We start from the raw sequence: 23,531 nt of genomic DNA, 5'->3' as shown, positions 1-23,531 counted from the left end.
CAGCTAAACTATGTCATCCAGCACGGACAATTTTTTCATGCACCCTGTTGATACTGCTTCCTCGTCGATCGCCATCGACAATCCTGCGCTAAGTGTGAAAAACCTGAGTTTCTACTACGGCAGCCAAAAAGCTGTCGAAGGCATCTCGATGGATATTCACCAGGAGCAAGTGACCGCCATTATTGGGCCGTCTGGCTGTGGTAAATCCACCTTCCTAAAAGCACTGAACCGCATTAGCGAACTGGAAACAAAGGTGCGCGTGGATGGCACGATCGAGTTCTTTGGTCAGAATATTTATAGCCCACGGGTCAATCTGAATCGCCTGCGACGCAAAATCGGCATGGTGTTTCAAAAGCCAAATCCCTTTCCCATGAGCATCTACGATAACGTTGCCTATGGAGTACGAGTCTTTGGTCGTCCGCCTCGCGCCTCGCTGGATGAAGTCGTTGAAGCGGCTTTGCGCGGAGCAGCTCTGTGGGATGAGGTCAAAGACAATCTGGGGAAATCAGCCTTAGGGCTCTCCGGTGGTCAACAACAGCGCCTCTGCATTGCTCGTGCACTGGCAGTCAAGCCTAAAGTGCTGCTGATGGATGAACCCTGCTCAGCGCTCGACCCGATCGCCACCATGAAGATCGAAGAGTTGATCGACACTCTACGACAAGAATTGACGATCGTTATCGTCACGCACAATATGCAGCAAGCGTCCCGCGTGTCAAATTACACTGCCTTTTTCAGTACGGATGAAAGCCGCATTGGTCAACTCGTTGAGTTTGGTCCCACGTCTCAGATTTTCATGCAGCCTGCCGAATTGCGCACCAGAGATTATGTGGAAGGTCGCTTTGGGTAAGGGATGAAGAATGCTAAGTTCGATCGCATAACGGACGGCAGAACCGCATCAAAGCGTTTTCAAGCAAGCTTTTAACTCTGTAGGCACGCAAAGCTTTACGTCCCTACAGGACAGACAAGTGATGGGTCGTTTATGTTCTGGAAAGCTGCTCACTAGAACAATAGACGAGCGGCGTTACAGTCTTGCTGAATCTGTGCTTTGAGGGCATCCAGAGAAGGAAACTTTTGCTCCGATCTTAAGAAGGCTTCGATGCTGACAATCAGGGTCTGATCATAGAGATCACCTGACCAATCCAGCAAATGAACTTCGATTGTTTGTGTTGTACCGTTCACTGTGGGTCGGTAGCCAATATTCATCACACCAGGTAGCGTCGGCACAACTGATAAGTCAACCACGCTATCACGATCGCAGCAATGAACGCGGACAGCATACGTGCCAGAGCAAGGCAAAAATTTGTCTGGAGGAAGCTGTAGATTCGCCGTTGGGAAACCGATTGTCCGCCCCAGTTGCTGTCCTCGAACAACTTTGCCAATGAGTCTGTACGGTCGCCCCAGAAGCTGGTTGGCACGCTGCATGTCTCCCTGCTGCAGTGCCTGACGAATCGCAGAGCTGCTGATACGATCGTCCCCCAAGTTTTTCAACGGCGCGATCGTCACGGTGATACCGTGTTTGGCAGCGATCACCTGTAGCATTTCTGCCGTGCCCGATCGCTGCCGCCCAAAACAAAAATCTGAGCCAATGCTCACGTTCGTAGCCTTCAGTTGCTTTAGGAGAACTTGCTCCACAAACTGCTCTGGGTTCAAACTGGCCAGTGATTGATCAAAGGGCAAGAGCACAAGCTGCTCTACCCCGATCGCGCTTAGCTGTGCTGCCTTCTCGATCAACGGAGTCAGTAACAGCCGCGTTTGCCCTGTAAAAAACTCTTGTGGGTGGGGGTGAAACGTCAAAACCGTCGCATGTACGCGATCGACTCGATCAGCAGGTTCTAAGTCCAAAAGGACAGGTGCAATTACCTGTCGATGCCCTTGATGCACACCATCAAAGTTTCCTAGAGCAACGGCAGTTGGAGTCAGAACAGTAGTTGGCGATGAAGTAACCCACACGCTTTACATTTTTACACACAAAGGGGCGGGACGATCAGGCGGAGAAGAAAGGCTCAAGGATAAGGGATGAAGGATAAAACGCTTTGAACTCATCCTTCATCCTTTATCCTTCTCACACTGACACACCAAGCTCAGCCTCGATCAGCACCGGCTCAACTCGGTCAGTGGGCGGCGAAATTTGGATCACTAGCCCTTCTCGCGCCATCAAACTGTTGGGAAAGGCAGCAGCAACTTCGGCTCCAACCTGGTCAAGAAAGTCGTCGCTGTGTAAAGGGTCATGATGGAAGATTACCAGCGTCTTCACGTTAGCAGCCTTGGCAATCTTGACGGCTTCTTGCCAGGTCGAGTGACCCCAACCAACTTTACTGAACTGCTTGGAGTGGTATTCTTCGTCCGTGTACGTCGCATCGTAGATGAGCAGATCGGCCTGGTCGGCCAAAAACAGGACATTCTCGTCTAGATGGTCTGGAAAGTGCTCGGTATCGGTCACGTAAGCAGCGGCATGTCCACGCCAGTTAACCCGATAGCCCACTGCTTGCCCTGGATGATTCAGCAGAGCGTTCTGGACTAGAACGTCATTGATTTTTACCGCTTGTCCGACCTCAATGTCATTGAATTTCAGGTCGGCACCCATAATTTGTAAGGGCACAGGAAAATTTGGATGCAGCATCTGGTCATTCAAGCGCTGTTCCATCGTAGAGCCATTCGGCGCGATCGCCCCGTAAATGTTAAAGCGATTACCTTTAGCAAACGCTGGTACAAAGAACGGAAAGCCCTGGATGTGATCCCAATGGGAATGGGTGAAAAACATGTGCGCTTCCAGCGGCATCTGGGATAACAGTGCTTGACCCAAGACTCGAATGCCTGTGCCGCCGTCAAAAATCAGGCGATCGCTCCCTACTCGCATTTCTACGCAGGGAGTATTGCCACCATAGCGAACCGTAGCGGAGCCCGGACTAGCAATACTTCCCCGAACGCCCCAGAAGGTGGCTGTGAACTGATTTTCTGTATTGGACATGGGTACTTCTTGCAAGATTCGATCGAGTTTCCAGGTAAAGCGCCTTTCTCAGCAGCCAGAAAGCCAAACCTGGGCGAACGTAACGTTAAAACCGATACTCAATTTGCCCCTTCAAGGCAGCTTTATAAAAAATGTCCGCTTTGTCAGTGATCACGATCGCACCACTCCGTGATCTCATCGTCAAGGTTGTAACGTTTGCTAATCGGAAACAGTGCAATGGTGGCAGATTAACCCTACCCTTTATAGGGCTTTGAGTTAAAGTACCCGTTCAGTAACATAGATGCACATCAGGGCTGCAAGTTTTTTCTACCACTGTGGTATCTTTAGTCGCGATTAGCCGCAGGTCAGGCACCATTGCTGCACGACTCCTGTCATTTGGCACCCTGTTCAATAAGCCATCGTTCAACTGCATAGACATCACCCTGAAGCCGCTTAATGTCCGCTTGCTGGAGCCTGCTGAGGAATGTTGGCTTGATGAAGATCCGCATTCATATAAGGTCATAACAGTGCCATATCTCTGCCACTGCAAGCGCTTGCATCAGTTTATGTTAACGACGATGCCTGTTTATCAAAACTTTATCGTTGAGTGCGTCTATCCACTGACTGTTCACCCACAGCCTTTATTTAGCATACTCAACGGGGAGATCAAATTTCCAGTCCTTCAAGCTTTTCAGCCCAGAGGCGGCAGTCAAGTTGTACTGTAAAGGGGTCAGCGTGATGTAATTGTGACGAATGGCCTGGACATCCGTTGGAGCGTGTTCGGTTGACTCAGGGGCATCATTCACGTCCTCCAACAGTTCACCAGCCAGCCAGTAGTAAGTCTTGCCACGTGGGTCTAGTCGCTTTTCAAAGACATCAATGTAACGGCGAATGCCCTGGCGAGTCACTTTAACTCCCGCGATCGCCTCTGCTTCCACAGCAGGCACATTCACGTTCAATAGCAGTAGCTCAGGCAGCGGTTGTTGAGCCAGTTGAGCCACCAACGATTCGGCAAACGCAGCAGCAGGCTGAAACTCGGATGACACAAAGCTAGCCAAGCTAAAGGCAATGCTGGGAATACCTTCAATCACTCCCTCCATCGCTGCCGATACGGTGCCAGAGTACAGCACATCTGTACCGAGGTTAGACCCATGATTAATCCCAGACAGCACTAAATCGGGAGGGCTGTCCAATAACGCCCAAAGCGCTAGCTTCACGCAGTCTGAGGGTGTGCCGGAACAAGCCCAGGCTTTGACGTTGGGATGGAACACCGACTCGACACGATCGGCGCGAATCGGCTGATGCAGTGTGAGCCCGTGCCCGGTTGCCGATCGCTCTCGATCGGGACACACAACCGTCACCTGATGCCCTGCGTTTGCTAGACGGTTCGCGAGTGAGCGAATACCCAGAGCGAAAATGCCGTCATCGTTGCTGATGAGTAGTTTCATTGATTGGTCGGGGAATGGGGAATGGAAAGTGGGGATTTTTGGGAGCGATCGCTTATGCCTCCACTCAGCGACTAAACTGAAGGATGGGTGCAGTGGAATAAGCTGCATCAGAGCTTGCGTTCCCGATCCAGATCTTATTCAACTCTTCGGGCTTGGAAAGTAATTAGTTGTTCGTCGTGCGATCGACCTCTGGCTTCGAACAGCAACGAACAACCAGCAACCAACAACCAACAACTTCATTAGTATGACTGTTCAGCTTCAAGAACTCGCAGCGCAATTAGAATCCATTCGACAAGAAGCGCAACAGGCTCTGGCAGCGACCGACTCGCTTGAGCAACTGGAACAGCTTCGGGTGAAGTATTTGGGCAAAAAAGGACCAATCCCCCAGGTTTTGGGCGGGATGGCAAAGCTTGACGCGGCCGATCGTCCCCGTATTGGGGCTTTGGCAAATGAGGTGAAGGAAGCGATTCAAAGCGACCTCGATCGTCGTCGCACTGCCTTACAAGCGGCTCAAATCCAGGCACAGCTTGAAGCAGAAACGCTAGATATCACCATGTCGGGAGTGTATCGACCCCAAGGGCGCATTCATCCGATCAACGGCATGATGGATCGAGTGACGGATATTTTTGTCGGCCTGGGTTACACCGTTGCCGAAGGTCCAGAAATGGAGACGGACTACTACAACTTCGAGGCGTTGAACTTCCTGCACGACCATCCCGCGCGCGACATGCAAGACACGCTGTACCTGCCAGACGGTAACATTATGCGAACACACACATCTTCTGTGCAAATTCGCTATATGGAGACCAATGAGCCGCCTGTGCGTATTGTCATGCCGGGACGCTGCTATCGGCGGGATACGGTCGATGCAACCCATTCTGCGGTGTTTCACCAGGTCGAAATCCTGGCAGTGGATGAAGGGCTAACCTTCACCGACTTGAAGGGTACGATCAAAGTCTTTTTGGAACAATTATTTGGCGAAGTCCCAATTCGCTTTCGTCCCAGCTTCTTCCCCTTCACAGAGCCGTCCGCCGAGGTGGATGTGCAGTGGAAGGGGCGTTGGCTGGAGATTATGGGCTGCGGTATGGTAGACCCCAATGTTTTGAAAGCCGTTGGTTATGACCCTGAAGTTTACACTGGTTTTGCGGCTGGTATGGGCGTCGAACGCTTGGCAATGGTACTGCACCAGATTGATGATATTCGCCGCCTTTATACCAGCGACTTGCGCTTTCTACAACAGTTTTAGCTGGCTGTTTTGAGGCGCATCTGAAGGCGATCGATCATCGCCTTCAGCCGCTCTATTGGGTAATCGGAGATAAAGCTGTCCCACGGTCTCTTTTGCCCAGCGGCATCGTAGACGTACAAGACTCCGTTAATCATGCGACTCGACACAATCAAATCAAGTGTTTTAGCCAAATGTAGGCACTGCGCTAACTCAAGCTGGGTCATAGTTCTTCATCTTGAAACAATGCTTAATTCAGAAAACTGACGTTTCTGGGATCAATCCTAAGCAGATGTGATGGTAAACACCTGTGACTTCACACCAAGCGAAATGAAATTTATTAAATGTCAGGGCTTGCGCAAAAATCGAGTTGCTTCAGGCAACGATGCCGTTGGAGCCTGCGGCTTGCATCCAGCCATCGCTTCTCCTCCTGATGCCATCACGCTTCAAAGCGGGAGTGCCACAAGCAGCAGTGTGCGATCGCCCTCAGTCGTGGGGCATCAGTCGGTCGCCGCCACAGACGATCGCACGCTGACTCAAGCATTCACCAAATTGCTAGTACCGCAATTCGCTAGACTTAAAGCTTCAGATAGCTGATTAACCATGATGCATCGCAGCCGTTCAGCAGGGGGCAAACCATACCCTACTAACCCACCGCTAAGCGCAGCATTGCTATACTACATATACTACAACCACTCACACCCTATTCCTTAACCCCTACGCCTCCATGACTGTTACAGAACCCGGCTCCTATAAAGACACGGTTAATTTACCCAAGACGAACTTTGACATGCGCGCGAATGCGGTCAAACGGGAACCGGAACTACAGGCATTCTGGGAGGAGGAACAGCTTTACCAGCAGCTATCGCAGGAGAATCCGGGCGAGCTGTTTGTGCTGCACGATGGCCCACCGTATGCCAACGGGTCGCTGCACATGGGGCACGCGCTCAATAAGGTGTTGAAGGATGTCATCAACAAGTACCAATTACTGCAAGGTCGGAAGGTACGTTATGTGCCGGGTTGGGACTGTCACGGGTTGCCGATCGAGCTGAAAGTGCTGCAAACCCTAAAATCTGAGGAGCGTAAAGCGTTAACACCGCTCAAATTACGCCAGAAAGCAAAAGAGTTTGCGCTCAAAACCGTTGACCAGCAGCGACAGGACTTTAAACGGTACGGCGTGTGGGGTGACTGGGAGCATCCCTACCTGACCCTGAAGCCCGAATACGAAGCGGCGCAAATCGGTGTGTTTGGGCAGATGGTGCTGAAAGGCTATATCTACAGGGGCTTGAAGCCTGTATATTGGAGCCCCAGTTCTAAAACAGCGTTGGCAGAGGCAGAGCTAGAGTATCCCGAAGGGCACACCTCGCGCAGTCTTTACGCGGCGTTCGAGGTCAAGCAGCTATCGTCCGCGCTGATGATGGGGCTCGATTCCTTTATGGGTACGGGCGAACTGGGCGTTGCCATCTGGACGACGACTCCCTGGACGATCCCTGCCAACTTAGCCGTAAGCGTCAACCCAGAGCTGATCTACGCGGTCGTAGAAGTGGGTGAAAACGCTCCTGGTCGCTTTAAGTATTTGATCGTCGCGAAGGATCTGGTCGATCGCCTCTCAGAAATCCTGGGCACCACGCTGACTGTCCAGGCAACAATGGTGGGCAGAACGCTGGAGCATACGACCTACCAGCATCCCCTCTTTGACCGTCGCAGCGAGATCGTCATCGGCGGCGATTACGTCACCACAGAAGCGGGTACAGGTTTAGTCCACACCGCTCCCGGTCATGGTCAGGATGACTATATTGTTGGTCAACGCTACGGCTTGCCCATCCTCGCACCTGTCGATGACGACGGCAACTTCACCGACGAAGCGGGGCCGTTTGCTGGCTTGAATGTGCTGGGCGACGGCAATACGGCGGTGATTGCGGCACTTCAAGAGGCACGATCGCTGCTGAAAGAAGAACCCTACGTCCACAAATATCCTTACGACTGGCGCACCAAAAAGCCGACCATCTTTCGAGCGACAGAACAGTGGTTTGCCTCTGTCGAGGGCTTCCGCGATCGCGCACTGGACGTGATCGCTGGCGTACGCTGGATTCCTGCGCAGAGCGAGAACCGCATCACGTCAATGGTGGTGGAGCGGTCGGACTGGTGTATCTCCCGCCAGCGCAGTTGGGGCGTTCCCATTCCTGTATTCTACGACGAAGCGACAGGAGAGCCATTGCTGACCCAGGAGACGATCGCGTTTGCACAGGCGATCGTGGCTGAGAAGGGTTCCGATGCCTGGTGGGAACTGCCCGTCGAAGCACTGCTGCCAGAGTCTTACCGCAATAACGGACACACCTACCGCAAAGGCACCGACACGATGGACGTGTGGTTCGACTCCGGTTCCTCCTGGGCAGCCGTCGCAGAGCAACGCTCCGAGTTGAAGTACCCCGCTGACATCTATCTAGAAGGCTCTGACCAACATCGCGGCTGGTTTCAGTCCAGTCTGCTGACCAGTGTGGCAGTGAATGGTTGTGCGCCTTATAAAACCGTGCTGACTCACGGCTTTGTGCTGGATGAGCAGGGCTACAAGATGAGCAAGTCTCTTGGCAATGTCGTTGATCCAACGGTCATCATCAAGGGCGGCAAAAACCAGAAGGAAGAACCACCCTATGGGGCAGATGTCCTACGGCTGTGGGTGTCTTCGGTGGATTATTCGTCAGACATGCGCCTGGGCAAAACCGTCCTCAAGCAGATGGCGGATGTCTATCGTAAGATCCGCAACACAGCAAGGTTTTTGCTGGGCAACCTGCATGATTTTGATCCAGCTAAAAATGCGGTTCCTTATGAGCAACTGCCAGAACTCGATCGCTACCTTCTCCATCGCATCACCGAAGTGTTCAGCGAAGTCACGGATGCCTTCGACAGCTTCCAGTTCTTCCGCTTCTTCCAAACGGTACTAAATTTCTGTGTCGTGGATCTGTCCAACTTCTATCTGGATAGCGCCAAGGATCGGCTCTACATCAGCGCGGTCGATTCTCCCCGTCGTCGCAGTTGCCAAACCGTTCTGGCGATCGCCCTCGAAAACTTGGCAAAAGCGATCGCGCCCGTCCTTTCCCACATGGCAGAAGATATCTGGCAAGCGCTGCCCTACGCCACACCGCACAAGTCTGTCTTTCAGGCGGGATGGGTCACGCTAGAGGATCAGTGGCGCGCACCAGAGTTAGCTACAAAATGGCAAACCCTCGCCCAAAGCCGCGATGAGGTCAACAAGGTGCTGGAAAAAGCCCGCGCCGACAAAGCGATCGGCTCTTCCCTGGAAGCCAAGCTGCTGCTGTATACGGCTGATGCAGAACTCAAGCAAACCCTGCAAGCACTCAATCCTGCCGATAGCTTGAGCGGCAACGGTGTGGATGAGCTACGCTACCTGTTCCTCACGTCTCAAGTCGAACTCTTAGACTCGACGGAACGTTTAGAGGGCTTGAAATACAGCGCTCAAGCCAATGCTCTCCAAATCGGTGTGGTTGATGCGGATGGCAAAAAGTGCGATCGCTGCTGGAACTACTCCACCCACGTTGGCGAATCGGCTGAACATCCGCTACTCTGCGAACGCTGCATTCCCGCGTTGGAAGGGGAGTTTTGAGTAGAAGGATAAGGGATAAAGGATGAAAGCAGCGCTTTGCCTGTCAAGCGTTTGATTTCTATTCCAGTCCTAATTTAAGAGCCTACTGCTTATCCCTTCGCCCTCTTACCACAACTGTGTAGGTGATCAGCATTGTTGTTTTTCACCCAGCCTGAACCCGTTGCAGTCTCTCACAAATTAACTGGGCAATCTCACTAGCAGGTCGATCGTGGGCATTGACGTAGCCATCGACGGAGAACACTCCATCGACCTTGCCATTATCTACACGGACAAACATAATCTCCTCATCCCGCCGCTGCTTGATCAGGTCGCGGATGGCGCGGGCTTCCAAATGGCACCATTCTTTGTTGTTGTAGTCTTCGCAGAGGAATACCACAATCAAGTCAGCATCGTCGGGGTAGATGCGTTGCAGATAGATGTCGAGATTGGGGCGTGCGAGTTCGGCTTCGTAGAAACGATCGTAGAAGACTCTGGGCTTTGTCAGGGTTTGGGCTAGCACATCGGCAATCGCGGCAACAAAGGGGCGATGTTCACCCGGAAAAGACAGGGCAACATTGAAGCGTTTCGTCATGAGCAATTCTGAGGGAGAGAGCGGCTCCGGGGTAGTGGTGTCTGTACGGGAGGGGAGGGGATATTGGGTCAGCAACCCGCCCTGCAAATCGTTTAGCACCCGGTAGGTTTCAGCAGCGCGATAGTTATATGCCTCATCTGTGGTGGGGTGAATAAAATTGGAATCCTGCACCTCTGGGTCACGCAGGTCGTGCCAGCAGATCATGGCAGCGGTGAGGCAGGCTTCTGCTTGAGTCATCAGGGTTTGAACAGTTGCAGGCAATGTCTTGCGCCGAGCGGGAGCAAAGGAATCGGTGCCCAGTGTGTGAGCGGCTTGCAGCAGCAGGGCTTCGGCACGGCGGTGCAGACCGAGGGCAATCCCCCAGGCATAGCCGCACTCTGGGTCATGCGCTGCCAGCAGTTCGGGTTGACCGATCTGGTCGTTTGCAGGAATGCCGCCATCAAGGGCAAGGTGCAGGTCAGCGAGGGCGGCTTGAGGTTTGCCCAGGAAGAGATGCAGGTGAGTCTGCTCTAGCAGCAGGTCAATGTGATGGATGCCATAGCCACAGTCAACCGCAAGCTTTAGCCCTTCCATAAGGGCATTCTGAGCCGCTTGTAACGGTTCTGCCCTCACTCCTGACTCCTGACTCCTGGCTTCTGCCAGCTCAATGCGAGCTTTGACCAGTGCTGCCCGACATAAAACGTCCTTCGCCTCTCGCGCCAGCGCCCAGTCATAGGCTTGACGGTAGCAATCTCGAGCCGATTGCACCGTTCCAGCGCTGAGCCACAAATCAGCAAGAATGAGGTCTGCGATGGGGGAAAATTCATCTGCTTCGCCCCATCGGTCTCGGCACCGTCTTTTGTTGCCTTCACAAAACCTGGTCGCCTCCTGCCGACGACCCATCAGGCTCAAAAATATACTGTAGGCGTTACCTAAACTGCTATCCAGTGGAGCTGTTCCCCAGAGGCGCTGGCAGTCTGCAAAGTGATTGAGCGTCTCTCGTGGTTTCCCCAGCGCAGTATGGGACTGACTAAGAAGGATAAATGATTGATAGCGACGTTCATTACTGTCAGCTTGCTCTGCCAGGCGCAACGCCTCCTCAGCACTCGCCAGTGCCAACCGCAGTCGCCCTGCCAGCAGCCACACACCAGACAGGTTCTGGTTTCCCCTCGAGGCGTTTTGCCAGTTCTCCTGCCGCATTCGCATGTCGATATGAGCTTCGCAGCAGCGGGCAGCGGCATCAAGGCGGCCAAGCGCTTGCAGATACAGCCCCCATTCGTTGATAAAGACAGCTCGATCAGCGTCGGACAGGGGGAGGCAGGGGAGGAACGTTTTCGCGAGCCGGTGGGGATCTCGCAGCAGCGCAGCAATCGTTTCCGGGGACTGTGCGCCGCCAAAGGCACGGCAAATCCGTTCACCCCGCTCATAAGCACCCAGCCGCCAGCCCAGGTTCTGGTGCCCACCGATCTTATCCCGATGGATTTTATATGCCTCCTGTACCTGCCCGCTGGCGATGGCGTGATACACAATCTCTTCCAGCAGATCTAGGGTGGCGGGGTCGGAGGGGTTTTCGCCAGGAGTCTTTCCCAGGGAGACTTCCAGCCCGGTGCGGATCGCCTGGTGGCTAAGGGCGGCAATATCACGACCAATGCCCTGCACAAAACCATCGCGCACGGCAGGGTGAATGTTGTACAGGATGCGCGTGGTGCGATCGCGAGACTGCACTCTGGTTTCCTCAATAATCCGCATCTGCACCAGCCAGTCGAGCTTACGCTGGAGCTGTTGAGCGCTTAACCCCGCCAGCGCTGCCCCCGACACCGGCACCGCCGCTTCCCCAGTAAAGATTGCCGCCAGCGTTGTTGCATCCACTCCCAACCGAAACAGACAGATCCGTTCCAGCAGGGCAAGGGCAGCAGGGTCATGCTCCAGCATTGCTGCCTGATAGCGCTGAGCAACGCGGGCAAAGCGAAACCCCTGTTTTAAGACAGCGCGCTTAGTGGGGTCTTGTTCTTGCTCCACCGCTTGCTCTAGCTCGATGGCAGCGCCCAGCGCCAATGGAGTATCTGGATCACCCTTGCCATATTCTTTGATGTAGCCTCCAGCCAGATCGACCGTGAGGGCATGGCAGCCGCACTCTTTCACAATGTGCTCTAGCTGAAGGTCACGTCCTCGTACTCCCCGCTGACGCAGCAAATTGATGCCCATCGAGGTGTCGATTTCCTCAATGGGGATAGATTGAAAGAACGGGGGCTGCTCTTCCTGGAGATCTGCCAGAGGAAAGCGAGTCGTAAGCAGCACGCTCAAGCGAGGAAAGTAACCATTTGCTGCCCGATTGACAAAGTCCCGTAGATTTGGGGCATCAATCCGTCCGAGAATTCCCCGCGTCCCGTCTTCCTGCACCTTTTCCAAGCCATCCAGCACAATTAACCCCGGTACAGCATTCTGCATCCGAAAGATCAGTTGGCTGTAGGACACTGCCGTTGCACCATTGGGTGCTCCAGAAAGCCAGATCGACAGCGCCTCAAAAAACGCTTCGGCATTGGGCGCGTCGTAGAAGGAAAAGACAACGGTGCTGTTGGGCGCTGGTAGCGTGTTGTCTTTTGGTAGCCTGGGGTTTGGCAGCATTACCCCTGGCAGCACTTGCAACAGCCGATCGACAATCGCCGTTTTACCCGCACCACCCATGCCCACCAGACCACACACACCCTGACCACCCGTGCGCCACCACTCACAGACTCGATCGAACTCAGGGCGATGCTGCCAGTCGCGTGCCCGTAGCAGGGTATGGACAAAATAGTTGGATGGATTGCTGGTCATATTCGAGGAGACCATGCGGTGCAACTCATTAGTAGTGAGGGTATTTCTATGAATGATTACATAGGACCGATTGCTCGTTCCGAATAAGTCATATCGTCTTAGGCGATTTCTACGAAAGAAAATACCTGTCGTAGTGCGGACATCTTGCCCGCGTCGCAAGCGAGACGCTTGCACTACAGTATCAATCGGGTAGATTCTTTAAGAGAAACCGTCTTAGGAACGGGAATTAAATAAGATTTGGTAGGGGCGAAGCCTTCGGGCAAAGGCTTTGCAATGCAATCAGGATCAGCTACCGAAGGCTTCGCCCCTACAGTTGGAATAGACGGTTTTATTTAATCCACGATCCTTAGTTAATTAGGGCTTATGCAAACCTCAGAAGTTTGAACCAAGCATCAAGCATTGTCACCAATGTTATCGCTGAAATCTCCGAGGTTCTGGTCAAAATGCGTCAGTCCTGTTAGTGTTCAAGGCAGCTTTGCGTGACGATGCAGAAGCCAGCGATATGCTGCAATTCAGCTCACGCCATTTTTGATCTTCATTTGACTACCCTAACGAGGCAATCGGTCAAATTTTCGAGAACACCTGTGAGATGTTCAGGGTCGTGGGTGAAAGAATGTTTCACGCTCACCAACCGTTCTCGGTTAACTTTCCCAATTTACTCAATCATCCGTGAACGTTTCGCCGCAAGCCACCAAAATGTCTTAGCGATCGTCCAAATTTTCTCGACGATCGATGAAGATTTCTCGGCGATCGTACAAATCTTCTCGACAACCCGTGAAAATTTCTCGGCAAGCCACCAACGTTTCGTCGCACTTCTCAAACGTTTCGTCGTTGGTAGAGTGCAAGCACGCAAAACGGTAGAATTTGTTTCGGCTCGTTGAGGATTGTCTAAAGCCTTTGGGAACTATAAGATGGTCAGTTCAGTGAAGATCCCTCTCATGACATCCAACTACATCAGTGGAGCGCTACTACCTCAAGACCGTGAGCAAATTTTGGCAGACCTGGCGGAGATTCGTACCAAACTTCCTTTCATCATTGAAATGGCAGGTAAAGCAAAGCGGGCGCTGCCCAAAATGGGTGATAAGAGTCGGGCGTTTGTCCACAAAGCAATGGAAGTTGCCACGCAACACCCGGACTATCTGCCCCGCTCCTTTGACCTGGAGGAAATGCAGCGGGATGTCGCTCTCTTTGAAGCGATTTATCCCATCGCAATGGCGCTGAACCAGCTTCAAGCCGAGCTTGACGACACACTGGTTGCGGTTGGTAGTGATGCCTACTCAGCGGCACTGCAAGTCTATCGCCATGTAAAAGCTCACGGCGAAGGCAGTGGACTGGATGCGCTGGTGGATGATATGGGTCAACGGTTTGGTCGCAAGCTGAAGAAGACCGGGATGACTGAATAGTCGGTGTAGGCGGGCGATCGCTTTGATCCGACTCACGTTAACCAAGCATCAAGCATCGCAACTAATGTTGTCGCTAAACCTCGGAGGTTTTGGTCAAGATGCATCAGTCCTAAATCATTGATCGTGCATTCCGTTTACCGCTTAATCTGTCTAGGCCAGTTCTTCCTCTTTATGAGTCTCGATTGTGCAGTCAGAAGTAGGATGTGCAACGCAGATCAACACGTAGCCAGCCGCAACCTGATCTTCATCCAGATAGGATTGTTCTGATTGATCAACCGAACCTTCAATCAACTTTCCAGTACAGGTGGAACATACGCCCTGGCGGCAAGAAAACGGCAGTTCCATACCTTCGGTTTCAGCCGTTTCAAGAATGTACGCATCATCCGAAACATCTACGGTCTGGTCAATGCCTTCTGCTTCGTTCTTGAGCCTGATCTTGTAAGTCGTTGCCATAGTAGTAAACCTTCTAACTAACGTGTTGTATGGAAAAACGGCTGTTTAACGTTCTTGCCAAGCCAGCCGATAAACAGTCGAAAGCAAACGTACGAGCGGGAAAGCAAGCTCACTTCAACAAGTGATGCATCACCGCAAAGGTTAGCCAAAGGCAGGCGGCAACTTCTCTATCAAGAGGTAGCCCTATACGACGGAAGCGATCTACTACAAGGTAGATTTCTACACGATCGCCTTTGTAAGGCAGGTATTCTCGACCATAAAAAAGCCTTCACTGCGTCCGATGCTTTCTCAAAAGAAGCAACAACGGGTGAAAGCTATTAGAAGATACTAGTTGAGAGTAAGTCAGCGAAAAGCGAAAAGCGACACGATCGCCCCTTTCAGCCGATCGTGGTTTAGGCATCATCCAACGCTGCAATACCAGGTAATTCTTTGCCTTCCAGCAGTTCCAGACTGGCACCGCCACCCGTTGAAATGTGGCTCATCTGGTCAGCAACACCCACTTTCTCCACAGCTGCGACCGAGTCACCGCCACCGATGATGGTTGTAGTACCCGTTTTAGTGAGGTCTGCCAGGGTACGCGCGATCGCCTCTGTGCCCACCGCAAACTTATCATACTCAAACACACCCATCGGACCATTCCAGATCACCGATTTGCAAGTAGAAAGTGCATCCTGGAAGACTTTCACGGAGTCAGGTCCAATATCCAAACCCATCCAACCATCGGGAATATTTTCAACGCTAACGGTTTGAGCATTGGCATCGGGCGCGAAGTTATCTGCAATCACGACATCCGTAGGCAGGAGTAGATCAACGCCTTTCGCTTTCGCTTTGGCTTCCAGCGCTTTTGCCAGTTCCAGTTTGTCTTCCTCTACCAGGGACTTGCCGACACTTAGCCCACGCGCTTTGTAGAAGGTAAAAATCATACCGCCGCCAATCAGCAGTTTATCTACTTTATCGAGTAGGGTGTCGATGACGGTGATTTTGCTAGAGACTTTGGAACCACCGACGATCGCCGCCAAAGGACGTTGGGGATGTTCGATCGCGTCTTGCAAAAATTGCAGCTCTTTCTCAATCAAAAAGCCAGCAACCGATGGCTTGAGGTAATGCGTGACGCCTTCCGTTGAAGCATGGGCACGGTGCGCGGTGCCAAACGCATCGTTCACATACAAGTCAGCCACCGATGCCAGTTGCTTCGCAAATTCGGGATCGTTTTTCTCTTCACCCGGATGGAAGCGAACGTTCTCTAGCAGTAGGACATCACCATTGCTTAGTCCAGCGACTTTAGCAGCCACATCGTCGCCAATGCAGTCGTCTGTTTTCACGACTGGCTTACCCAACAGGTCAGACAAGCGCTTGGCAACGGGAGTCAGGCGAAACTTATCGGCAACACGAGCCGCGTAATCGTCACCTTTGGGTCGACCGAAGTGGCTCGCCAAAATGACCTTTGCGCCTTTAGAGGTGAGATCTTGAATCGTCGGCAAGGCAGCGCGAATGCGCGTATCGTCTGTGATGTTGCCCTGGTCATCTAAAGGAACATTAAAATCTACCCGCACGAGGACGCGCTTGCCCACTAAATCAGAGGATAATAAACCTGCTAGAGTCTTCTTAGGCACCGAAAGAACCTCCCAAATGAGTCTTTCTACCTATTGTACAGAAGTACGTACCCTTGGTCTTCATTACCATGTTTAAGACTGTACTTTTTCCGATCGACCGTAGCCGCGAATCGCAACAAGCGGCTGAAACCGTTGCTGGCGTGGTTAAAATCCACAACAGCCGACTGATTTTGTTGTCTGTTGTCGAACCACCCGCTGAAGATGGCACGACTGATGCGATGTCCTCACCAGAAGCGATTGCCGAACTCTTGACCACTGCGAAAAACTTATTTGCTCAACAGGGGATTGAAGCCGATGCGATCGAGCGCGAAGGCAAGCCCGCATTTACCATCTGTGATGTGGCTGACGAAGTTTCCGCCGATCTCATTGTTATGGGCTGTCGTGGCTTGGGTCTCACTGACGAAGGCGTCTCCGATAGCGTCACCAATCGTGTGATTAACCTGTCGCCGTGTCCCGTCTTAATTGTGCCTTGAACGTCATTGAGCCTTAGACGAGAGCGATGGTCGCAAATTTCCAAACGTTGACACCGCAAGCGTACCTGGACTGGGAGCAAGGTCAGGAACTTCGCTATGAATATGTCAACGGTGAAGTTTTTGCCATGACTGGCGGGACGATTCCCCACGGGACGATTGCGCTCAACCTTGCAACAGCGTTGAAATCGCATCTGCGAAGCAGCGGCTGTCGTGTGTTTAATTCTGATATCAAGGTTGGTGTCACAGAGAACGGCCCCTTTCACTACCCTGATCTATCAGTCAGTTGTGATGAGCACGATCGCGTTGCGATTCAGTTTCTGTTGCACCCTTGCCTCATTGTGGAAGTGCTTTCACCGACTACTGAAGCGTACGATCGAGGTGGGAAATTTGCCCACTATCGCCAAATTAAAACGCTCCGAGAGTACGTACTGATTGATGCCGATCAGGTCAGTGTGGAATGCTTTCGACTGAATGAAGCGGGCAAATGGGAATTGACACCTTATCTGGACGGGGATGACGTTGAACTGACGAGCATCGATTTTCAGTGCCCAATCGCGCTGCTCTACGAGGATGTGTTTTTCAGACCAAACCAGACCTGACCTGAAGCAATGCTTTTATATCTTTGAGCCCCAACTGGCAGGATCTAGACGGTAGTAGCATTCCAGTACCTGATACAAATCCGAGTGATGGCGCTGCATTAATTGGGCTTTTTCAAAGAATGTTTCCGTCGCTACGGCAAAAAATTCGGCTGGGTCGGTTGCACCGTAGGCATCAAGGACGGTCTTTAATCCACGCTGTACGTCGCGTTGCAGCCGATCGTACTCTCGTCTAAAGACCTGCGCCCAGGTAGCGCGATCAACTGGAGGCGTAAGAAACGGCACACCATCCGCACGTCCACCTTCTTGATCCAACTGATGGGCGAATTCATGCAAAACCACATTATGACCATCGCGCCCATGAGTCGCATCGTACTGAATGTCTTCCCACGACAGCACTACAATGCCCCGATCCCAGGACTCGCCTCGTCGCGCGACGTTCTTCTCTTCCACCACATAACCGCCCATTGATTGCGTCGTGTTCACCACAAACGCACCTGGATAGACCAGAATGGCGTTGAGTTTTGGATAAAACCGTTCGTTCTGGTTGAGCAGCAGTAGACAAGCCTGTGCGGCGATCGTTACCCTCATTTCATTGGTGATCGTCAAGCCCCCACAACCCGTAAATGTCTTTTCTGTTAAAAAAACCTGGATGTATCCACGCAGTCGTTCTTGCAGTGGTTTGGGCAGACTCTTGTAAAGAGGGATCTTGCGATCGAGTGTCGTCTGCCACTGATGAGGAAAGGCACGATCGCGAATGCGTTTACGTCGCCAGCGGGTCAACAACGGTGCCGCCAAAATCAAGCTGATGACGATCGCCAGTCCACATAAAAAGAGAATCGTTTTGACCATACCCCTGCCCGACCCACGTTTTCTCTAGTGTCAGCCGCAAAATTGCCACCTAACTTGTAGCCCTTATGCTGATCTTAGGCAGAGAAAACCGTTTGAGCCAGTTGCAAAGGTTTAATTAACCACACCCATTGACTAACGTACTGAGCTGACTGTTCGGATCAGTGGCAGGAAGCCAGCCCACGCTGGGTGAGAGACCAAAGTTTCTGCTAAAGGTGAGTTGTAAATCAATTTCTACCCACACTTCACCGTTTACATCTGTAAAAGAAGTCGTACGTCCTGCAGTTTGAGTCACAAAAACGGGTCGAGTCACATCGATCGGTGCGATCGGTGACGAGTTCCAGTTTGGTGCTCGAAAAACATTTGCATTGACAATATCGCTTCTGACTTTGCGACAGGCAGTTGTTTTGGTTGACGGATTAGATGAACTTCTACCACAATCCAGTCCTGTATAAGCGACAAAGCCATTGATCGGGTCGGTGATTTGAATACGTTCTGGCGGGCGCACCGTCAACGTTTCTGCCAAGCCAATCAGAGTACCACCCCTGAGATTGCGACCTAGCACCTCTGGATTTTGAGGGTTCGCCGTTGTATAAACGGCAATCATACTAATCCTATTACTGACCCTACAAGCCACTTGAGATACCAACACTGGAGCAGGCTGAGGAGCCGCAAGGACAGGTAATTCCAAGCCGATCGTCGCGATCGTCATCCCTGCCAAAAGGCTCACTGGAAGCCTGCAATCGTTTATTTTATGTACCACTCACTCACCCTCAAAAGTTTGATCACGTTTTAGTCTGCTTCGGTAAAGCAATATTTATCCATCACAATAATACTGAGCAGTAAGGATGTCCACAGTAGACTAAGGCAGGCTCAGGAAGGGGGCAGTCACGATTGATCATGCTTTCATCCCAGCACGATCAGGTGATTACAGTTTCCATTGGCGTTATTGCATGAATAGATCCAGTAACATCAAGGGTTTCAGCGATTGAAAACCGATAAAAATCTAAATTTCGACTTCTTAAACGGCTGAAACCCTTATCTAGAAGGGATTATTCATGCAACAACGCCGTTTCCATTTCTAATCACTGATCGTCTCTTACAGATTCGATCGAATGTCAGGCAAGGAAGTTTTGGCTAAAGAAAACCTTCTCAGTCAGCTACGATCGCTAGAGCGAATGTAATTCCTTCATCAACGTTTGTGCTGTACTTCTCATGACGACTCCTCCAATTCAGTGGTATCCCGGTCACATTGCCAAAGCAGAAAGAGCGCTGATGGAGCAGCTGAAGCGTGTCGATGTCGTGCTGGAAGTGCGGGATGCGCGGATTCCACTTTCAACGGAGCATCCCCAGGTGCAGCAGTGGTTGGGCACCAAAGGGCGCGTGTTGGTAATGAACCGCATCGATATGATACCGGCGCAGGCACGGCAACAGTGGATCGAGTGGTTTCGATCGCAGGGTGAGGAGCCGTATTTTACCGATGCTCAACATGGGAAAGGCATTGAAACCGTACTTCATGCGGCACAAGCAGCGGGAGAGCAGATGAATCAGCGGCGGCGCGATCGCGGTATGTTGCCCCGCCCCGTGCGGGCAGTTGTCATTGGGTTTCCAAACGTTGGCAAATCCGCGTTAATCAACCGCTTGCTCAATCGGCGGGTAGTCGATAGTGCTCGCCGTGCAGGGATCACCAAACAATTACGCTGGGTGAGAATTTCTGATCAAATCGAACTGCTAGATGCGCCTGGTGTTCTGCCCTCACGACTGACGGACCAGGATGCTGCACTCAAGCTGGCAATTTGTGACGACATTGGCGAAGCCGCCTACGACAATCAACGAGTGGCCGCTGCGTTGGTGGATTTGCTCAAGCAAATGGCGGTCGAGTCGTCGCTAAAATCGCGTTATGGCCTTGATGCGCAGCCGCTCACAGGCGAGAGCTACCTGCATGAACTCGCAGTCCATCGTCATCAGGGTGATGTTGAGCGAACCGCACGTCAGTTGTTGAATGATTTTCGCACCGGAGTGTTGGGCACGATCGCGCTAGAACATCCGCCTGCTTGAGAGGCAGCCCCAGACCTCCGAGGTCTCGAAGACCTCGGAGGTCTAAAAGCCCAGCAGGTTGATGATGCTAAAGACACCGCCGATCGGCGATAGCACGGCTCCTAATGTATCGGTAACGGTTGTAAAGCCCGATCGCCGCACTACGATCGTGTCATTATTTCGCATCGCAGGATTATTCTTGTCGTTCAAACCCTGAGCAAAGTCAATGTCTACATCGCGTCGTGCAACCGTACCGTTTTGGTTGAGACGAATAAACGTGACTTCACCCTTCTTGGCACGATTGTTAAAACCACCCGCCGCTAGCAAGGCCTGATTGAGTGGCGTATTGGGCGGCACCTGCACGGGGCCTGGTCGCACCACTTCACCCACCACGTTCACCGTAATGCGATCAGGGGCAAAACTGGCAGCGGCAATTTTGGTCGCCTCCGTATCATTCAAAGCGGTTGCAGTGGGAATCACGATCGTATCGCCTTCCTGCAAGGGCAAATCTTGACGCAAATCGCCCGATTGCAACAAGTTCCAGAAGTCAACATTGATTGTTTGCACAGGGCCAGCTTGCGTGACGCGCCGGATTTCGACACGACGAACATCGGCTGATTGAGTGATGCCGCCTGCCGTCTGAATCGCCCGCGTCACGGTGGGAATCTTCAAATTAGCGTTAGTGGGCAGTGGGTTAACAGCCGAGCCGTTTGTCTGGTTCGTCGGATTGGTTTGATCGGGCGTCAGAATGTAGGGGCCAGGACGGTTCACTTCGCCAACCACGGCAATCCGCATCGGGCGATCGCTGGGAGCCCCAAACGTTGCTGCCGCCAGTCGTTGCGCTTCTTCCAAATTGGTCGTTGTCGCAGAAGGAATAAAAATACTGTCGCCATCTTGCAGCCGCAAATCCTGTCGCAGATTGCCCGTTTTCAGAAGCTGCCAGAGATCAACTTTGATCACCTTGTCTGCGCCAGTGTTGTAAGGACGCGGTCGATGCACTTCCACCTGTCGCACATCGGCCGCCTGGGTAATGCCACCAGCTAGTTGAATTAACCGCGTCACGCTCGGTACGCCTGTGTCAGCACTTGCTGAAACGGCCTGTACATTATAGGTGCCGGGTCGATTCACTTCACCCGCGATCGCCAGCCTCAGCGGTCGTGCTGCCAGTAGCCCAATGGTGACGATCGGACGCGTCAGGTACGGTTCGTACTTCGCCGCGATCGCAGCCGATGCTTGCTTCAGCGTTCGACCTTGCACTGCAACCGCGCCGACTTGCGGCAAATTTACCGCGCCATTGGGCAAAACTAGATATTCGCCACTGTATTCAGGCACATTGAAAAAATCGATGCGAACACGATCGCCAGATCCCAACAAATAGCTATCTTCTGATTGGGGCAACGAGGGATCAATGGTAGGGCGTACGGAGGTATTGGATGTGCGATCGACAACCTGCGCTATGCCAGCCGATGGCAAAAGAAATAATCCAAGTGCGACAACAGGAGCCAAGCTAACGATCGCGCCGTTCATCTGCTGGGAAAGCAAAAGCGGTTGTGCCAAAACCATGAGACGGTTGCTGAGAAGGTAGAGCATGTCCCCACAGACGTAGCAATGCCATCAAAGTTCCTGTTTTGTTAAAGCGATCGTGCCAAAAAAAAACAGCTGAACCCTTCACACTACGAATTTGTTAAAAGTGATACGCAAATCACAAAGCTTGTTATTTTTAATAGACCAGGATGACAGGCACACACAAAATTCGCACTCAAGCAGAACCTTTTCAAAAGCTATAACGTCTACTGAGCAAGGATTACAGTCTTTAGCCTCATCGCAATATCACTACACAGTAGCACAGAAGAATACGTAAAGAATGCATAGATTAATGTATAAATTTACACCTAAAAACAGCCATTCAGGCGGTTGTTGAATCATCAGGTGCTTTACTATTTTCACTTTTTAGTATTGAATCAAACTGCTAAGCATCATTACTTTTACTAAAGTGATGCTCTAAGCGCACACATTTCTCTGGAACGATTTGACAATCTAAGTCCTTTGAGAGATGTTTTACTTCTGTACGCTCTCTACGCTTTGCTAAGTTTGGTGTTTGAGCGGATACAGAAGTCGATTGACGACGATACGTTGCCGCACTGAGATCTGCTTGCGTCAATTGATACTAGTAGCGATGCAGGCTGATCTTGATAGGTAGTTCCCTGTGAGTTGATGAGCTGAGAAAGTTAGTGCCCGATTACTTGCGATCGAGTACATTCGACAAATCTATCTGCTACCCGAACAATCCTTAATCATCACAGGAGCTTTGAACATTTACATCTAAAGTAGCTTGCCGTAATGGCTCTTGAGCGTTTTACTAAAGCCAGCGTTTGGATGTCAGGTTCACAACTATAGCGTCACTTTTTAGCTATGAAAATTGCCTTAGTGCATGACTACCTAACTCAACGGGGTGGAGCAGAGCGTGTTTTTGAACTGCTTTGCAGACGCTATCCCAACGCCGATATTTTTACGTCGCTGTACGACCCAGAACGAACGATTGATCTTCACGATCGAGTAGTACACACGACTGCATTGCAAAAAATTCCAGGAGCCAGTAAATCGTTCAGACTATTAGCGCCGCTGTATTTTCCAGCCTTTCGATCGCTCGATTTACAGGACTACGATTTAATCATCAGCAGTAGCAGCAGCTTTGCTAAAGCGGTTCGCAAACGACCCACGGCGCGGCACGTTTGCTTTTGCCACAACGTTACGCGCTTCCTGTGGGATACGCGTAATTATCTACGCGAATACACAACGTTCAGAAAGGTGTATCCGCTGTTAGAAAAAATCTTTCAGCAGATGCGGAAAGTGGATCTAAACTACTCTCAGGAACCGGATCTTTACATCGCCAATTCGAGCATTGTCGCGAAACGTATTCAGTCGGTTTACAACAAGCCTGCGATCGTTATTAATTACCCGATCGACAGCAGCAAATTTGTGTTCTCAGGTCAAAAAGACGATTTTTATCTGACCTCGGCTCGGCTCATTAGCTACAAGCGTACAGACATTATCATCGAAGCGTTCAACTGGTTAGGGTTGCCGCTTTACATAACAGGCGACGGGCCTGAACGAGCACGCTTAGAGGCGCATGCTATGCCAAATATTCGCTTTTTGGGACATGTTAGTGATGCCGACCGTACACAATTAATGTCTAAAGCGCGCGCCGTTATTGTCGCTGCTTTAGAAGATTATGGGTTGGTGCCAGTCGAAGCAAACGCAAGCGGTACACCCGTCATTGCGTATGGAGCAGGGGGCGTTCTCGATACTCAGATTCCTGGAAAAACAGGCGTTTTATTTAATCGTCAAACTCCAGAAGCTGTGCAATCGGCTTTGCTGACTGCTAACGCAATCAAATGGAACTATCGCACTATTCGGGAACATGCGCTCCGGCATTTTTCTGAGGAAGCTTTTTTTGGCAAAGTTGAACATGTCATTGGGGGAGTTTGAATAGCATGGGTG

The 23,531-nt window shown here is 51.7% G+C and carries 20 protein-coding genes; 9 read left to right on the top strand and 11 right to left on the bottom strand.

The features are described from left to right. Positions 1 to 10 precede the first annotated feature (10 nt). Positions 11 to 847: a phosphate ABC transporter ATP-binding protein PstB gene (pstB, locus tag C7B82_RS25930; protein WP_425443668.1), complete on the top strand. Its 837-nt coding sequence runs from the start codon at positions 11 to 13 to the stop codon at positions 845 to 847. A 152-nt stretch (positions 848 to 999) separates the two neighbouring features. Here the strand turns inward: pstB and C7B82_RS25925 are convergent, their stop codons facing one another. The 3 genes from C7B82_RS25925 to surE form a co-directional block, all read right to left on the bottom strand. After that, on the bottom strand, positions 1,000 to 1,950 hold the full coding sequence (locus C7B82_RS25925; protein ID WP_106259644.1) for a bifunctional riboflavin kinase/FAD synthetase: 951 nt from the start codon (positions 1,948 to 1,950) through the stop codon (positions 1,000 to 1,002). Between the two features lie 112 nt (positions 1,951 to 2,062). Further along, positions 2,063 to 2,968 (bottom strand): MBL fold metallo-hydrolase, encoded by a 906-nt coding sequence (locus tag C7B82_RS25920; RefSeq protein WP_106259643.1) that lies wholly within the window; start codon positions 2,966 to 2,968, stop codon positions 2,063 to 2,065. Positions 2,969 to 3,588: 620 nt separating this feature from the next. After that, positions 3,589 to 4,503, bottom strand: a complete 915-nt coding sequence (gene surE, locus C7B82_RS25915; RefSeq protein WP_339375219.1) for a 5'/3'-nucleotidase SurE — start codon at positions 4,501 to 4,503, stop codon at positions 3,589 to 3,591. Positions 4,504 to 4,639: 136 nt separating this feature from the next. Here surE and pheS point away from each other — a divergent pair, with 136 nt between their 5' ends. Then, on the top strand, positions 4,640 to 5,641 hold the full coding sequence (gene pheS / locus C7B82_RS25910; RefSeq protein ID WP_106259641.1) for a phenylalanine--tRNA ligase subunit alpha: 1,002 nt from the start codon (positions 4,640 to 4,642) through the stop codon (positions 5,639 to 5,641). Here pheS and C7B82_RS25905 read toward each other — a convergent pair. After that, positions 5,638 to 5,844 (bottom strand): hypothetical protein, encoded by a 207-nt coding sequence (locus C7B82_RS25905; protein WP_106259640.1) that lies wholly within the window; start codon positions 5,842 to 5,844, stop codon positions 5,638 to 5,640. The genes pheS and C7B82_RS25905 overlap by 4 nt on opposite strands. A gap of 103 nt (positions 5,845 to 5,947) precedes the next feature. On the opposite strand from C7B82_RS25905, the gene C7B82_RS25900 reads away from it, so the two are divergent. Together C7B82_RS25900 and ileS are read left to right on the top strand one after the other, a co-directional pair. Further along, positions 5,948 to 6,214, top strand: coding sequence for a hypothetical protein (locus C7B82_RS25900; protein WP_106259639.1), 267 nt, complete (start codon positions 5,948 to 5,950; stop codon positions 6,212 to 6,214). A gap of 130 nt (positions 6,215 to 6,344) precedes the next feature. Next, positions 6,345 to 9,239, top strand: coding sequence for an isoleucine--tRNA ligase (ileS, locus tag C7B82_RS25895; RefSeq protein ID WP_106259638.1), 2,895 nt, complete (start codon positions 6,345 to 6,347; stop codon positions 9,237 to 9,239). A gap of 142 nt (positions 9,240 to 9,381) precedes the next feature. Here the strand turns inward: ileS and C7B82_RS32715 are convergent, their stop codons facing one another. After that, the gene (locus C7B82_RS32715) at positions 9,382 to 12,621 is read right to left on the bottom strand and encodes a TIR domain-containing protein (RefSeq protein ID WP_181357693.1); all 3,240 of its coding nucleotides are present in this window, start codon (positions 12,619 to 12,621) and stop codon (positions 9,382 to 9,384) included. Between the two features lie 686 nt (positions 12,622 to 13,307). Then, the gene (locus C7B82_RS32710; protein ID WP_181357692.1) at positions 13,308 to 13,451 is read right to left on the bottom strand and encodes a hypothetical protein; all 144 of its coding nucleotides are present in this window, start codon (positions 13,449 to 13,451) and stop codon (positions 13,308 to 13,310) included. Positions 13,452 to 13,544: 93 nt separating this feature from the next. On the opposite strand from C7B82_RS32710, the gene C7B82_RS25880 reads away from it, so the two are divergent. Further along, positions 13,545 to 14,009, top strand: a complete 465-nt coding sequence (locus C7B82_RS25880) for a hypothetical protein (RefSeq protein WP_106259636.1) — start codon at positions 13,545 to 13,547, stop codon at positions 14,007 to 14,009. 150 nt (positions 14,010 to 14,159) lie between these two features. Here the strand turns inward: C7B82_RS25880 and C7B82_RS25875 are convergent, their stop codons facing one another. Both C7B82_RS25875 and C7B82_RS25870 read right to left on the bottom strand, forming a co-directional pair. Continuing rightward, positions 14,160 to 14,462 (bottom strand): 2Fe-2S iron-sulfur cluster-binding protein, encoded by a 303-nt coding sequence (locus C7B82_RS25875; protein ID WP_106259635.1) that lies wholly within the window; start codon positions 14,460 to 14,462, stop codon positions 14,160 to 14,162. A 392-nt stretch (positions 14,463 to 14,854) separates the two neighbouring features. After that, the gene (locus C7B82_RS25870; protein ID WP_106259634.1) at positions 14,855 to 16,075 is read right to left on the bottom strand and encodes a phosphoglycerate kinase; all 1,221 of its coding nucleotides are present in this window, start codon (positions 16,073 to 16,075) and stop codon (positions 14,855 to 14,857) included. A 68-nt stretch (positions 16,076 to 16,143) separates the two neighbouring features. Here C7B82_RS25870 and C7B82_RS25865 point away from each other — a divergent pair, with 68 nt between their 5' ends. Both C7B82_RS25865 and C7B82_RS25860 read left to right on the top strand, forming a co-directional pair. Further along, positions 16,144 to 16,548: a universal stress protein gene (locus C7B82_RS25865; RefSeq protein ID WP_106259633.1), complete on the top strand. Its 405-nt coding sequence runs from the start codon at positions 16,144 to 16,146 to the stop codon at positions 16,546 to 16,548. A gap of 26 nt (positions 16,549 to 16,574) precedes the next feature. Continuing rightward, positions 16,575 to 17,147 carry a Uma2 family endonuclease gene (locus tag C7B82_RS25860; RefSeq protein ID WP_106259632.1) on the top strand — a complete coding sequence of 191 codons (573 nt, stop codon included), beginning with the start codon at positions 16,575 to 16,577 and terminating at the stop codon, positions 17,145 to 17,147. 15 nt (positions 17,148 to 17,162) lie between these two features. Here C7B82_RS25860 and C7B82_RS25855 read toward each other — a convergent pair whose 3' ends face one another. Beyond that, positions 17,163 to 17,996, bottom strand: a complete 834-nt coding sequence (locus C7B82_RS25855) for a M90 family metallopeptidase (RefSeq protein WP_106259631.1) — start codon at positions 17,994 to 17,996, stop codon at positions 17,163 to 17,165. Between the two features lie 115 nt (positions 17,997 to 18,111). Continuing rightward, entirely contained in the window at positions 18,112 to 18,723 is a 612-nt protein-coding gene (locus tag C7B82_RS25850) for a hypothetical protein (protein ID WP_146141268.1), read from the bottom strand. Between the two features lie 485 nt (positions 18,724 to 19,208). Between C7B82_RS25850 and ylqF the strand changes: the two genes are divergently transcribed. Continuing rightward, the gene (gene ylqF / locus C7B82_RS25845; protein ID WP_106259629.1) at positions 19,209 to 20,051 is read left to right on the top strand and encodes a ribosome biogenesis GTPase YlqF; all 843 of its coding nucleotides are present in this window, start codon (positions 19,209 to 19,211) and stop codon (positions 20,049 to 20,051) included. Between the two features lie 42 nt (positions 20,052 to 20,093). On the opposite strand, the gene C7B82_RS25840 is transcribed toward ylqF, so the two are convergent. Further along, positions 20,094 to 21,620 (bottom strand): SLBB domain-containing protein, encoded by a 1,527-nt coding sequence (locus tag C7B82_RS25840; protein ID WP_245940096.1) that lies wholly within the window; start codon positions 21,618 to 21,620, stop codon positions 20,094 to 20,096. Positions 21,621 to 22,442: 822 nt separating this feature from the next. Between C7B82_RS25840 and C7B82_RS25835 the strand changes: the two genes are divergently transcribed. Beyond that, positions 22,443 to 23,519: a glycosyltransferase gene (locus C7B82_RS25835; RefSeq protein ID WP_106259628.1), complete on the top strand. Its 1,077-nt coding sequence runs from the start codon at positions 22,443 to 22,445 to the stop codon at positions 23,517 to 23,519. The last annotated feature ends 12 nt before the right edge of the window (positions 23,520 to 23,531 follow it).

Origin of the sequence: Stenomitos frigidus ULC18, assembly GCF_003003795.1 — a bacterium.
In the GTDB taxonomy this organism is placed as follows: Bacteria; Cyanobacteriota; Cyanobacteriia; order Leptolyngbyales; family Leptolyngbyaceae; genus Stenomitos; species Stenomitos frigidus_A.
Note: the sequence above shows the minus strand (reverse complement) of the source record. Positions and strands in the feature narration are given on the sequence as shown.

Coding starts and splice junctions, on each gene's coding strand:
- pstB (WP_425443668.1), top strand. CDS start 11: ATGTCATCCAGCACGGACAATTTTTTCATGCACCCTGTTGATACTGCT.
- C7B82_RS25920 (WP_106259643.1), bottom strand. CDS start 2,968: ATGTCCAATACAGAAAATCAGTTCACAGCCACCTTCTGGGGCGTTCGG.
- surE (WP_339375219.1), bottom strand. CDS start 4,503: ATGCAGCTTATTCCACTGCACCCATCCTTCAGTTTAGTCGCTGAGTGG.
- pheS (WP_106259641.1), top strand. CDS start 4,640: ATGACTGTTCAGCTTCAAGAACTCGCAGCGCAATTAGAATCCATTCGA.
- C7B82_RS25905 (WP_106259640.1), bottom strand. CDS start 5,844: ATGACCCAGCTTGAGTTAGCGCAGTGCCTACATTTGGCTAAAACACTT.
- C7B82_RS25900 (WP_106259639.1), top strand. CDS start 5,948: ATGAAATTTATTAAATGTCAGGGCTTGCGCAAAAATCGAGTTGCTTCA.
- ileS (WP_106259638.1), top strand. CDS start 6,345: ATGACTGTTACAGAACCCGGCTCCTATAAAGACACGGTTAATTTACCC.
- C7B82_RS32715 (WP_181357693.1), bottom strand. CDS start 12,621: ATGGTCTCCTCGAATATGACCAGCAATCCATCCAACTATTTTGTCCAT.
- C7B82_RS25880 (WP_106259636.1), top strand. CDS start 13,545: ATGACATCCAACTACATCAGTGGAGCGCTACTACCTCAAGACCGTGAG.
- C7B82_RS25875 (WP_106259635.1), bottom strand. CDS start 14,462: ATGGCAACGACTTACAAGATCAGGCTCAAGAACGAAGCAGAAGGCATT.
- C7B82_RS25865 (WP_106259633.1), top strand. CDS start 16,144: ATGTTTAAGACTGTACTTTTTCCGATCGACCGTAGCCGCGAATCGCAA.
- C7B82_RS25860 (WP_106259632.1), top strand. CDS start 16,575: ATGGTCGCAAATTTCCAAACGTTGACACCGCAAGCGTACCTGGACTGG.
- C7B82_RS25855 (WP_106259631.1), bottom strand. CDS start 17,996: ATGGTCAAAACGATTCTCTTTTTATGTGGACTGGCGATCGTCATCAGC.
- ylqF (WP_106259629.1), top strand. CDS start 19,209: ATGACGACTCCTCCAATTCAGTGGTATCCCGGTCACATTGCCAAAGCA.
- C7B82_RS25840 (WP_245940096.1), bottom strand. CDS start 21,620: ATGCTCTACCTTCTCAGCAACCGTCTCATGGTTTTGGCACAACCGCTT.
- C7B82_RS25835 (WP_106259628.1), top strand. CDS start 22,443: ATGAAAATTGCCTTAGTGCATGACTACCTAACTCAACGGGGTGGAGCA.